We start from the raw sequence: 13724 nt of genomic DNA, 5'->3' as shown, positions 1-13724 counted from the left end.
TAAATGAAAAACTCCACAACAAAATGTTGTGGAGTTTTTAGATAAAGCATAATTTAATATTCTGTTTTATCTTGCTTTTCAGTCCATTTTTCAAAAGGCTCTAGCGCTATTTCACGGCCTACTTGTTCAAACGGAATACTACGTTTTTCATAAGGTAAAGGAATTTCTTTGTAAATAAACTCATCATCAAAACCAATGTTTGCAGCATCTACTTGATTACTTCCATAAAAAACTTTTTCAGGCCTAGCCCAATAAATAGCACCTAAACACATAGGGCATGGTTCACAAGATGTATAAATAATACAGCCTTCTAGTTGAAAAGAGCTTAAATTTTTACATGCATTTCTAATAGCAGTAACTTCTGCATGAGCAGTAGGGTCATTTGTTGAGGTAACTTTATTATTACCACGACCTATAATTTCTCCGTCTTTTACAATAATACACCCAAATGGTCCTCCTTCGTTGTTTTGCATTCCTCTTAAAGCTGCTTTTACAGCTTCACTCATAAATTCTTCGTGTTTATTCATTTTTTGAAATTATTTAAATAGTAGAGATGAAAAAAGGTTGTAATTTATTTACAACCTTTTTAAACTTATATGTTTATTAAAAAGTTTATTTTAAACTTCCAGTCATGTCTTCAGGTTTTACCCATTCGTCATATTGTTCAGGGGTTACATATCCTAAACGAACAGCTTCTTCTTTTAAAGTAGTACCATTTTGATGTGCTGTATTAGCGATTTCAGCAGCTTTATAATACCCGATTTTTGTATTTAAAGCAGTAACTAACATTAATGAATTATTCACTAATTCAGTAATTCTAGAATGATTTGGTTCAATACCAGCAGCACAATTAACATCAAAAGAGACACAAGCATCTCCAATTAATTGAGCAGATTGTAATACGTTAGCAGCCATCATTGGTTTAAAAACATTTAATTCGTAATGACCTTGAGTTCCACCAACAGTAACGGCAACATCATTCCCCATAACTTGCGCACAAACCATAGTAATAGCTTCAGCTTGGGTTGGATTTACTTTTCCAGGCATAATAGAAGAACCAGGTTCATTAGCAGGAATAATTAATTCTCCAATACCTGAACGAGGTCCAGATGCCATTAAGCGAATATCATTTGCTATTTTGTTTAAAGAAACAGCTAATTGTTTTAAAGATCCGTGAGTTTCAACTAAAGCATCATGTGCAGCCAAAGCCTCAAACTTATTTTCAGCAGTAATAAAAGGAAGTTTGGTAAACTCAGCAATATATTTAGCTACTAATACATCGTATCCAGCAGGAGTATTTAAACCTGTACCTACAGCAGTTCCACCTAAAGCTAATTGAGCTAAATGTGCTAATGAGTTTTTTAATGCTTTTAAACCGAAGTTTAATTGAGCAACATACCCTGAAAACTCTTGTCCTAAGGTTAGGGGAGTAGCATCCATTAAGTGAGTACGGCCAATTTTTACAACATCTTTAAAAGCCTCTGATTTTGCTTGTAAAGTATCACGTAATTGCTCCACTCCAGGAATGGTAACTTCTACAATCTTTTTGTAAGCTGCGATATGCATTCCTGTAGGGAAAGTATCGTTAGATGATTGTGATTTATTTACATCGTCATTAGGTTGGATTGTTTTTTCTCCTTCACCAATTACTTTTCCTGCAATTTCATGCGCTCTATTTGCAACAACTTCATTCACATTCATGTTAGATTGTGTACCTGAACCTGTTTGCCAAATTACTAAAGGAAATTGATCGTCGTGTTTACCTTCTAAAATTTCATCACATACTTGTGCTATTAAATCTCTTTTTTCTTGAGCCAATACACCTAATTCACAGTTTGTAAAAGCTGCGGCTTTTTTTAAGTAAGCAAATCCGTATACCACTTCTAAAGGCATAGACGCAGCAGGACCGATTTTAAAATTATTACGAGAACGCTCGGTTTGAGCTCCCCAATATTTATCAGCAGGTACTTCTACCTGTCCCATAGTATCTTTTTCGATTCTGTATTTCATTTGTAAATGATTTTTAAAATGCTAAAAATTAATGATGACCAAAATTACAAATTCTAATAGATTTAGTAGTTGATTTTTATCAGATTTTATTGCTAGTAACGAAAAATAGTTATAATTTTGTAGCTCGTAACAATTTTAATAAAAAACAAATGTTAGATTTTTCAGAATTCTCAGGTTTAGTTTTATTTATGTTTATTTTTACAGCTGGATTTTGGTTGTTAATTTTCTTATTAACATTTGTAGTTCCTTATTGGATTGGTGGAACTATCTGGGAAAACATAAAATTAAAAAGAGAAGCTAAAAAAGCTGCTGAAGGTAAGTAGGTAGTTTTTACAAAATATAAAAAAAGCTCGTTCATCATGAACGAGCTTTTTTAATTGGTATAGATGGAATATTAGTATACAATTGAATTAAGCTTTTATTGGTTCTTATTAAACTTTTTACTAATTATTTTCTTTTTCCATTCTTCTCCAAAAAAATCAAAAGAATTAAGTGAGTATATTCCTAAAACAATTAACCAAGAAGCGAGTATCCATAAAAATAGAGGCCAATTGCTTGAATCATTAATTGCAATTATAAAAGGTAGAACTAAACTTAAAAGTGAAATAAAAAAAAGCTTATAAAAACCTTTTACTTTTTGAATGTATTCTTCTTCTAGTTTAATTTGTTCAATTTTTTTATTAGAATTAGTAATGTTAATTTCAAAAACAGCAGCTAATGACTTTATTGATTCTAACCCTGCATTTTCTCCACTTTCAATTCGTTGAATTGTTCGTTTGCTTAAGCCACTCATTTCTGCTAGTTGATCTTGTGACCAATGGCGTTCTAACCGCATTTTTTTGATGTCTTTTAAATTGATAGCTTCGTACTCCATTGTTGTTTTGATTCTAAGATTAATTGTAATGCAAAGATAGCGAATGAGTATTTTTTTTAATGAAATACAGTAGACATGAGGGTGACAGTTTAGTGTTAGATGTAAGACATCTATTTTTTTAGTGGTTAAATGTTTTCAACTATAAAAAAAAACACGGAAAAAAATAGTTTCTCCGTGTTTCTTTTTAGTGTTAAAATTTAAAAGAAATTATCCTCCAAATTCTCCACCACCGCCATTATCGTTGCCTCTTTGTGGACGTTCTCGTTTTTTCTTTTGATTAAAACGATACGTAAAACTTAAAGATATTTGACGTTCTCTCCATTGAAAGCTACCATCAATTATATTACTAGGATTGGCTCTGTCTCCATTATAGGTAGTTGTTTCTCTCTTACGAGTATTAAATAAATCACTTGCATTTAAAACTAAAGAAGCTTTTTCTTTAAAAATATCTTTACTAAATGATAGGTTGGCTACAAACATACCTTTTCTTTCACTTTGAGCAGTTTCTTGTGGACCACGGAACATGATACGTGTTTGCCATTGAATTTTTGCAGGTAATGTAATTCGAGCATTAAAACGTGTAAACCAACTGCTGTTATTAACTTCTTCTAAATTGGTTGTGATTTTACTTCCGTTTGGAGCTGTATATACATAAGAAAAGGCATCAGTTTTAAATTTGAAATAGTTAAAAGTAGCTGATAATTTTGCCCATTTAGCAGGAGAATAGTTAGTTGTTAGTTCAAAACCGTAGCGACTTTGGTCACTAAGGTTTACAGGTTGTCGAACAAAAACATTTGTAGGTGTACCATTAATAATTCGTTCCTCTATAATTGATACACCTTGCATTATATCTGTTGAGTATTGGTAATAAATAGAAGAGTTTAAAGTTAACTTTCTAATTTTTGTTGTGTATCCTAAATCGAAAGAGCTAGTAAAAGTAGGATTGATATCAGGGTTACCTCTAAATACATTTGTAGCAGAACTACGAGATTCAAAAGGATTTAAAAACCAATGACGAGGTCTTCGTAACCTTCTACTATATCCTAAGGTAAGGTTGTCAGAGTCATTTAATTCATAACCAAGGTTAACAGTAGGAAACCATTCTGTATAGTTTTTATCAGAAAACTGATTTGTTGTTAATACTCTTAAATCAATGTCTGTAATTTCTGAACGCAAACCTAATAGATAAGAGAATTTGTTAATTTTATTTCCGTACTGTGCGTAAAAGGCATATATATTTTGTTTAAAATCTATTGCATTTGAAGAGCTACTCTCAACAAAAGAGCCATCAGGTTGTCTTAGTCTAACTTTGAAGTCAGAATATAAATCTTGTAAAGTGGTTTTATGTCCAAGTTCAACTTGGCTATTTTCACCGATAGGTAATATATAGTCTATTTGAAAAAGCTTATCTTTTGATTCTGTAATTTGTGAATTTTGTTCAGATAAAACATCGTTGATTGTCACAGGAGAATCCTCTATTTCTTTGCTGTCTCCATACTGAAAATCCATAATTAGTTTTTTACCATTACCATCAAAGTTATTCGTGTAATTTATAGAAAATTGATTGTCTTTACCATCCTCATTTTCATTTTCAATTCTATTTTCTGTAGAAATCAAATCTCTATTAATATCAAAGTTTTTAGTAATATTAGTAGCAATATCTTCTCCTTTTGATTTTCTATAGAAATAAGTACCAGTTATTGAACTATTTTGAGATATGTAGTATTCAAGACCTAATGAACCATTGTAGTTGTTATTTTTTCGGTCAAAAACCCTGTCTTCATTCCTATAATCTTTAACAGTTCCGTCACTTTCAAAATTTGTAAAAAAACTTTGAGAATTACCAGGGCCTTTTCTGTATGAGTAACCTAAGTTTGAAAAGATGTTTAATTTTTTTGTTCTGAAATTTAAATTAGGAGATATTCTAAGCATATCAGGATTTCCTACTGTTAAGTTCACAGAACCATTAAAACCGGTTATTTTTCCTTTGCGTAAAATAATATTTAAAATACCTGCGGTTCCTTCAGCATCATATCTAGCGGAAGGAGATGTAATAACTTCTACTTTTTCAATAGCATCTGCAGGAAGATTACGTAAAGCATCTGTTCCATTTAAACCTACTAAAGCTGAAGGTTTTCCATCTATTAAAATACGAACATTTTCATTTCCACGAAGGCTAACTGCTCCAGCTACATCAACATTTACAGATGGTACATTATCTAAAACATCACTAGCATTACCACCTTTAACAGTCATGTCTTTTCCAACATTGTATATTTTTTTGTCTAAGCGTATTTCTACAGTAGATTTCTCTGCAATAATTTCAACTTCTTCTAAAGTTTCAGCATCTTCATTAAGTGTAATAGTACCTAAATTTACATTTTGAGTTAATTCTTTATTAGGAAGAGATTTAGTTTTAAAGCCAATAAATTCAATTTTTATAGCATACATTCCTTTAGGGATTTGAATATCAAAATTCCCTTTAACATCAGTTACACCACCGGTAACTCTTTTGTTTTTTAAGTGTGTTAAAACAACTGTGGCATATTCTAATGGTTGCTTAGATTTTGTTTCTATAATTTTTCCTGTTAATCTTACTTTAGGAATATTTCGTTTTGTTTTAGGTTTTTGAGCATAAAGGGAGATACTTAAAAAAACTAAGAGTATTGTAATTTTTTTCATTGAATTAGTTTATAAAAACTTTAGACAACGAAGGTCTATAATGGTTTAATACACTTTAGTTAAAGCTTTGTTAAATAAGAAAAGATGTAAAACTATTTAATGAAGAGGTTTTTAAAGTTAGCGTGTTGTTTTAATAGAAAGAGATATTATTAAAAACCCACCTTTGCTCTTCTTCAAAGGTGGGATTTAATTCAAAATAAACTTAGTAACAAATTACCTTACTGCAATAGGATAGTTTTCACCTCTATGTCTTACAGAACCTGAAAATCTTGGTCCTCTTCCTCTAGCATGCATAATACCAGCAACATGAGGAGAAGCCATTGAAGTACCACTTAAGGTAGCGTAACCACCATTTAAATAAGTGCTTCGTACACTACTTCCAGTTGCAATAGCATCAATAGGATTCATGTTGTAATTAGAAAATGATGAAAAGCCACGATTACAAGTCATAGAAGCAACTGTGTAAATATTACTTCCGCTTATACAAGCAGGATTGTAATATGCAGCATTATCACTATCATTTCCTGCTGCAATAGCTATATAACTTCCAGAGTTTGAAAGTGATAATAAAGCGCTTTTGTAAGCAGAACTATTAGAACAGCCACTACCATAATAACCACCTAAACTTAGGTTTACAACATCACCAGGAATGTCATATTGTCCAACATGGTTAATACCTGCAAGAATGGTAGATGTACTACTACCACCGCTACAACCAAATACACGTACTGGTACTACCGCAGCACCTGCAGAAACTCCAACAACACCAAATCCATTGTTTTTAGCAGCTGCAGTTCCTGCTACGTGTGTACCATGTCCATTACAGTCATTTGCAGATCCACCTACAAAAGATTTTGCATAAGTTGTGTTGGTAACAACATTTAAATCTGGGTGATCTAAGTCAATACCACTATCAATTACCCAAATCCATTGATTTTTTCCAGATCCATCTGCAAAACCACCAGCTCTACTTACACCACAAGGGGTTTGTTGAGCCATTCTTTGTGAACCATTTGAAGAAGTAGTTTCTTCAATTTCGAATTTTGGTATTTCAACAATACGATCAAACTCGATTGAAGCAACGTTTTCATCTTTCGAGAAAGCAAGAGCTTCTTCTTTGTTTAATTTCACGGCAATACCAGAAATTTTGGTAGTGTAATAATTCAAAACTCTTGATTGATCAACCTTATGATCTGTAAGTATACGGTTGATTTCTGAAATTGAGTTTTCTGAAATTTTTCTTACCGAACTAGCTTTCGCTTTTCTACCGACAATAGGTGATTTTGACAATACCCTTGAGGCTGGATTAATGGTTGAGTTTTTAAATACAACAATGTATTGGCCTGGAATGATTTTTCCCTCACTCGCTATAGGTTCTACATTTTGTGTGCTTTGGTCAGAAACATTTTCGTTCTGACAAGAAGTAATTAAGAATGCAATTGAAAGTGCACTCACAAAAAAATTGTTTAATTTTTTCATAATGAAGGGTTTTAATTTGAATCAAAAGTATAAAATCTTCTAAAATATTAAATGTTAAAAATATTCATAAGTATTTGTTTTTTAGGTTTTTATATTGTATAAAATAAGTGCTTATATTTATTAAAGCAACTGTGTTGCTATTGTAAACATTGAGAAAAAGAGAGTTTTAGAAGTTAAAAAAAGATTACTATTTTAAATGTAAATTAAGAGTGCTTATGTTGTTAAATTAACAATTACTTAACATTAGAATAGTTTTTCTGTAGTAGAGAATTTTAAAAAAAATAAAGTTTTTTATTTTTTTAATTACGTTAAAAATGATGATTTCGAAGTTTTTTTTAAAAAAAATAGAGAGAGTTTATTTTAAAGCCCTTTCTAGTTTATTTAAATCAGCATTTTATATATAAACTATAAGAGTATTTGTTTCATTTGGAAAGAAAAACACTTAATAGGGAAACTAGTTAACCAAATGATGCACTAAAGTTTTTACATTCGAGAACTCATATTTTATGATTAAACAATAAAAAAGGAGATTCCTACTACTAATGAATGTACTGCTAGTTTTTGAAATAAAACTTTAAAACTACTAGTTGTTATTAATAATTTTTCAAAGAAATTATACTATTTCCTCATTTTTTTTCAAAGGCTATTTTTAGGAAACACAATGTGCAATTACTATGCTGTAAGTAAATATTTCAGTTTTAGAGTAATTATCATTTTTAATTATTATGGAGGAAACCGAAAATCCTTTACTAAAAAGAGTAGGTACTATTTAACGATTAATCCCAAAAAAACAATTAAAAGATGAAGAATCAAAACAATAAAAGGTCAAGCATTTTATGCTTTTTAATAACTATATTTTTTACCCAATTAGGAATGTCACAAAATCTAGTTGAAAATCCCAGTTTTGAACTAGGGTCAATACCTAATAATCAAGGGCAGCTTCAGCGTGCAACTTATTGGAGTCATTATAAAGGGGAGTGTATTCCTTATAATTCTAATATTCAAAGTACATTTCCGAGTTCAGATTTATTTGATAAAAACAGTCCTTCAGCTCAAATTAAGGTGCCAAATAATAAATTTACTACATCAGCAGGACTACCAGAAAGATCAGGGAGAAATAGATATGCAGGAATATATACAGCGATTTATCCACCTAGCCCAGCAAGTGAAGAGAGGATAAGAGGAACATTAAAAAACTCATTACAAGCTGGAGGTTATGACTTGTCTTTATATTTAGCAAGAGCTAAAAACTTTTATATGCTTTCTAATCCACTCTTTGATCCTGTTAATTATTATAATGTAGAAGTGGTGCTACGTAAAGGTAATTCTTGTACGCAAAGTAAGGTTATTTATACATCACCAAGCGTAACTAATTTTCAATGGAAAGAGTATAAAACTACATTTGTAATAAGCCAAGGAGAAGCAAGTATTTATGATAAAGTTGAAATTAGATTAAAGATGTGGCCTATTGAAAAGATGGGAAACAATAATGCTAGAGCCATTTTAATTGATGATGTAAGTATTTCTAAAGTAGTGTGTAATTTGAATGCAGCATTTACAACAAGTATTACATGTAATGAATCATCTAATACAGTGTCTATTAATGTTGTTAATAGTGGGGTAAATCCAAATGGAACAGCACATCAGTATGTAATATCGGAAATGAATAGTTTTAGTACTGCAGATGCTAATGTTGTTAGTGTAGTGGGGTATGTAAATGCAATATCTGGTTCGTATAATGTTCCTAATATTGGAGGTAAATATTATATGGTAAAGCATGGTGTATGGACCTCTACTTGTAGTTGGAAGGAACAAAGGAAAGTATTTAAAATACCGTATACATTTAACGGAGTAGTAAATTCTAATTTCAGCGGGTCTATTAATTCACCTACTAATGGATCATCTAGTCTTAATGTAAGTGCAACAGTATCTACAAATGCTGTAAGTAATTGGATTGTTTTTAAAAATACTGTAAATACATATCCTAACCTTTCTTCTTGGAGTTTACATACAATAGTAAATTCTACTACGCCAACTCATAATTATAGTGTGCCAAACGTACAGCATGGAATGTATTATTTAGTAAGGCATATATCAAGAACTAACTGTTCTCAAATTAGTTATACAGATAAAGTTTTCTTTATATATGAAGAGGAAAGCATGTTGAGTGAAGATAAAACTAAGTTGAAATATAATTTTATAGCAGAAAAAAAATATGAAGTTTCTGATGACAATCATAATGAAAATATGAAAAAGATAAAAGAGATGGATTTAAACACTGATAAAATTCAGTTAGTACAGCTTTATCCTAATCCTTCAAGAGAAAAGGTGTATTTAAAGAGTAACTTAAGTTTAGAAGGAGTAGAGGTAGAGATAACTAATAAATATGGGAAAATAGTGTATAGAACTAGATGGAAAAAAGAAAGTTCTATTAATGTTAAAGCTTTAGATAAAGGTGTTTATATTGTATTGATTAAAACATTAAAAGAAAGAATATCTAAAAAATTAGTAATTGAATAGATATTTTATTTGAAAAATAGTAAGCCGATTAGTATATAAATTCTAATCGGCTTTTTTTGCTTATAATTTCACCCATTTATTGTTGATACAAAGATAAGGATCAGCTGTAATACAATGAATTGGTATTCCAGGAACACAATATTCTCCTTGTTGAGGGCAAACTCCACCATTAATACTCTTTTGTTGTTTTCTTTCTAATTTTTGAACTCCGTTAAGTTTTAAGATTTCTAGCATGGTATTTTATTTTTAAAAGATTATTATTCTTAAAACTACATTATTTTTTGTTCAGCTTACTCACCCTTTATGGGTGATTTTTATATTATAATCATAAAAAAACCAGAAGAATTAAATATCTTCTGGTCTGTAGTAAAATTATAGTGTAGTTATAAACTACTATTATTTTTTGTTTTTACCTCTTTGTTGAGCAGCTTGTTGTTCTTGAGCTTGCTTCATCGCTGTATCTAAACGTTCACGGAATTTACTTTTTTTCTTTTCAGGACGTTTTTTGTTTTCTTCAATTTTTGCATGAATCTTAGCTTCATCTATTACAAAGTTTTTAATTACAAACATAATTGCAATAGTTAATAAGTTAGAAATGAAGTAATATAAACTTAATCCACTAGCATAGTTATTAAAGAAAAACAACATCATAATAGGAGAGAAGTAAATCATATACTTCATCATTTTACTCATGTCAGGCATTCCTTCTTGCGGAGGAGCTTGCATGTTTGCTTGTTGACTTTGGTTCATTCTCATATAAAAGAAAATAGCTATTGAGGCTAGTATAGGGAATAAACTAACATGATTACCATACCAAGGAATATCAAAAGGTAACTTATAAATAGTATCATAAGATGATAAATCGTTTGCCCATAAGAAACTTTTTTGTCTAAAGTCAATGTTGGTTGGGAAAAACTTAAATAAAGCAAAGAAAACAGGCATTTGCATTAATGCAGGAATACAACCAGACATCATACTTACTCCAGCTTTCCGCTGAACAGCCATAATTTCTTGTTGACGCTTCATTGCATTTTCTTTACCTGGATACTTTTTGTTGATTTCTTCCATCTCTGGACGAATCACTTTCATCTTAGCACTTGATAAATATGACTTGTATAATACAGGAGACATTATAATTCTAACTACTATTGTCATTAAAATAATGATTAGACCATAGTTACCAATGAAACCTTTAAGCATATTAAATACTGGATAAAATACATAACGGTTTAATGTACCGAATATACCCCAACCTAAATCTGCTGTTTGATCTAAATCCGTTCCTTTATAGGTTTTAAGTAAATTATAATCTGTAGGTCCATAAAACCATTGCATGTTATAATTTAATTCTCCATTTTTCAAAGCTAAAGGAGCTTTTAATTCATAAGCTTTAGTGAAAATGGTATCTTTCTTTTGGTCTTTAACCAAATCAGTAGAAGTAAGTGTAGCATTATTAAAAGCTGTTTCACTAAGTAAAGCTGAAGAGAAAAAGTGTTGTTTATAAGAAACCCAATTTACATCATTTACAACTTCAGAATTTCCTGGACTTAAATAATCAACTTCACTACCGGCTTTATAATAAAACCAAGAATACATGGTATTCTCTGTTTTTAAACTTTTTTCTTGACTAAAAGCTTTTAAGTTCCAATCTAAATTAATTTGTTGAGAAGCATTAATTACGTTACTTAAACCTTGCGAACGAATAGCAAAGTTAATTCTGTAATCGTCTTTCTTTATTTCATAACGGTACTCTAAAAATTTATCTTCCGCTACTTTTAATTTCATAGAAAGCACTTGTGTGTCTCCATTTTTGGTAAGAACAGGAGTAAATAATAAATCTTTAGTATTTAAAATACGATTATCATTAGTCCCGAAATTAACATTAAAAGAAGCATTCTTGTTTTTAATTAAATATAACGGTAGAGAATCGTGAGTTTTAAAGTTTTTAATTAGAGCTTCAGTAATTTGACCTCCTTTGTTATCAATAGTAAGTTTTAATAAACTATTTTCTATGATAGAGGCACCTTCTTTACTATTTAAAGCACCGTAAGAAAAAGCACCTAATTTATTTTGTAAAGCAATTTGTTTTAAAGAGTCGTTTAAAACAACAGTACTTGTGTTATCCTCTGATGGAGTAGTAGTTTCAGAAACTTGTTCTGTTTGAGTGCTAGTGTTAGTTTCTGGAGTTTCTTCTGGTTTTTGAGTGTTCATCCACCAAAGTAAAATACCTCCTAATAAAAGCATTCCTATAAAGGAATTAAAATCGAATTTCTTTTGTTCCATTGATATATTTTATAAATGTCAACCTGTCAGTTAATGTTTTTCTTGTACAAAGAAAAACCCGACAAATGTAGTAAAACCCTATCTATTTTAAAGAGTTTTACGTTGATTAATTTTGATATACAGTATAGCACAAATGCTATTCCATTTTTAAATAAAAAATCCTGCAAGTCAATTTTGCAGGATTTAAAAGTTATTTTTTTGATTGCTTAAGTGCAGCTTTAATAAAATCGACAAATAAAGGATGAGGATTTAACACTGTACTTTTATATTCTGGATGGTATTGAACACCAACAAACCAAGGGTGTGAAGGTATTTCAACTATTTCAACTAAGCCAGTTTTAGGATTAATACCTGTGGTTTGCATACCAGCATTTTCAATTTGCTCTTTATATTTATTATTGAATTCAAAGCGGTGACGATGACGTTCGCTAATTATTTCTTCTTTATATGCATTAAAAACTTTCGAATCTTGATTTAATTGACAATCCCAAGCTCCTAAACGCATAGTTCCACCTTTTTCAGTAACCTCTTTTTGGTCTTCCATTAAATTAATAACAGGATGCTTGGTTGAAGGGTTCATTTCAGTAGAATTTGCTTCTTTTAAGTTTAAAATATTTCTTGCAAATTCAATAACAGCCATTTGCATACCTAAGCATATACCTAAAAAAGGAATGTTGTTTTCACGAACATATTGAACAGCAGAAATTTTACCTTCAATACCTCTATCACCAAAACCAGGAGCTACTAAAACACCATTTAATCCTTCTAGTTGAGAAGCTGCATTTTCAGGAGTTAATTCTTCAGAGTGTATCCAACGAACATTTACTTTTGTTTTATTAGCTGCACCAGCATGAATAAATCCTTCAGTTATTGATTTATATGAATCATGAAGTTCAACATATTTACCAACTAAACCTATTTCTATTGTAGAGGTTGGATTTTTATGTTTTTCTAAAAATTTATTCCAAGCTTTTAATTTAGGTTGTTTTCTTGTAGATAAACGTAGTTTTTCTAAAACAACATAATCTAAACCTTCAGCAAACATTAAATTAGGAACATCGTAAATAGTTTCAGCATCTAAAGATTGAATAACATCTTGTTGCTTTACATTACAAAACAAAGCTAATTTACGTTTTATAGTATCATTTATTTCGTGTTCAGAACGACACACTAAAATATCAGGACTTACACCACTTTGCATTAACATTTTTACAGAGTGTTGTGTAGGTTTTGTTTTTAGTTCACCAGCAGCAGCTAAATAAGGAACCAATGTTAAGTGAACAACAATTACGTTTTCTTCACCTAATTCCCATTGTAATTGACGAACAGCTTCTATGTATGGTAAAGATTCTATATCTCCAATTGTTCCACCTATTTCAGTGATAACGATATCATAATCACCTGTATTTCCTAAAATTTGAATACGATGTTTAATTTCATCAGTAATATGAGGTATCACTTGAACAGTTTTACCTAAAAACTCTCCTTTTCTTTCTTTGTTAATTACAGATTGGTATATTCTACCTGTAGTAACATTGTTAGCTTGTGAAGTAGGAATGTTTAAAAAACGTTCATAGTGTCCTAAATCTAAGTCAGTTTCAGCTCCATCATCAGTAACATAACATTCTCCGTGTTCGTACGGGTTTAATGTTCCTGGGTCAATATTGATATATGGATCAAGTTTTTGTATGGTTACAGAAAAACCTCTTTCTTGTACTAGTTTAGCCAAAGAAGCAGCTATAATTCCTTTTCCAAGTGATGAAGTTACGCCTCCTGTTACAAAAACGTATTTAGTGTTATTCATGGTATTGTTAGGTTTGGGCAAAAGTAAGAAGTCTAATAATTTTAGCAAACAAAAAAGTGTAAAAAGATATAC

At 30.5% G+C, this 13724-nt stretch carries 10 protein-coding genes; 2 read left to right on the top strand and 8 right to left on the bottom strand.

Translation table 11 applies throughout. The annotated features are described in order from the left end of the window. Positions 1-53: 53 nt before the first annotated feature. A complete protein-coding gene (locus tag BLV71_RS16655; RefSeq protein ID WP_093871641.1) occupies positions 54-527 on the bottom strand; it encodes a nucleoside deaminase in 474 nt (157 codons plus the stop codon). A gap of 85 nt (positions 528-612) precedes the next feature. Then, positions 613-2010, bottom strand: a complete 1398-nt coding sequence (gene fumC, locus BLV71_RS16650) for a class II fumarate hydratase (protein WP_093871640.1) — start codon at positions 2008-2010, stop codon at positions 613-615. A gap of 149 nt (positions 2011-2159) precedes the next feature. On the opposite strand from fumC, the gene BLV71_RS18685 reads away from it, so the two are divergent. Then, a complete protein-coding gene (locus BLV71_RS18685; protein ID WP_176974425.1) occupies positions 2160-2333 on the top strand; it encodes a hypothetical protein in 174 nt (57 codons plus the stop codon). A 95-nt stretch (positions 2334-2428) separates the two neighbouring features. Here the strand turns inward: BLV71_RS18685 and BLV71_RS16640 are convergent, their stop codons facing one another. From BLV71_RS16640 to BLV71_RS16630, 3 genes are all read right to left on the bottom strand, one after another. Continuing rightward, positions 2429-2884 carry an XRE family transcriptional regulator gene (locus BLV71_RS16640; RefSeq protein ID WP_093871638.1) on the bottom strand — a complete coding sequence of 152 codons (456 nt, stop codon included), beginning with the start codon at positions 2882-2884 and terminating at the stop codon, positions 2429-2431. Positions 2885-3091: 207 nt separating this feature from the next. Beyond that, entirely contained in the window at positions 3092-5566 is a 2475-nt protein-coding gene (locus BLV71_RS16635; protein ID WP_093871637.1) for a TonB-dependent receptor, read from the bottom strand. A gap of 213 nt (positions 5567-5779) precedes the next feature. Next, positions 5780-7045 (bottom strand): S8 family serine peptidase, encoded by a 1266-nt coding sequence (locus tag BLV71_RS16630; protein ID WP_093871636.1) that lies wholly within the window; start codon positions 7043-7045, stop codon positions 5780-5782. Between the two features lie 873 nt (positions 7046-7918). Between BLV71_RS16630 and BLV71_RS16625 the strand changes: the two genes are divergently transcribed. After that, positions 7919-9565, top strand: coding sequence for a T9SS type A sorting domain-containing protein (locus tag BLV71_RS16625; RefSeq protein WP_176974424.1), 1647 nt, complete (start codon positions 7919-7921; stop codon positions 9563-9565). Between the two features lie 60 nt (positions 9566-9625). On the opposite strand, the gene BLV71_RS18680 is transcribed toward BLV71_RS16625, so the two are convergent. From BLV71_RS18680 to BLV71_RS16615, 3 genes are all read right to left on the bottom strand, one after another. Continuing rightward, positions 9626-9799, bottom strand: a complete 174-nt coding sequence (locus BLV71_RS18680) for a hypothetical protein (RefSeq protein ID WP_158530854.1) — start codon at positions 9797-9799, stop codon at positions 9626-9628. Positions 9800-9961: 162 nt separating this feature from the next. Further along, the gene (yidC, locus tag BLV71_RS16620; RefSeq protein ID WP_093871634.1) at positions 9962-11848 is read right to left on the bottom strand and encodes a membrane protein insertase YidC; all 1887 of its coding nucleotides are present in this window, start codon (positions 11846-11848) and stop codon (positions 9962-9964) included. Positions 11849-12038: 190 nt separating this feature from the next. After that, on the bottom strand, positions 12039-13652 hold the full coding sequence (locus BLV71_RS16615) for a CTP synthase (protein WP_093871633.1): 1614 nt from the start codon (positions 13650-13652) through the stop codon (positions 12039-12041). Positions 13653-13724 lie beyond the last annotated feature (72 nt).

This window comes from Tenacibaculum sp. MAR_2010_89 (assembly GCF_900105985.1).
Lineage (GTDB): Bacteria > Bacteroidota > Bacteroidia > Flavobacteriales > Flavobacteriaceae > Polaribacter > Polaribacter halocynthiae.
The sequence above is the reverse complement of the archived record's forward strand: the minus strand, read 5'-3'. Positions and strand labels throughout refer to the sequence as shown.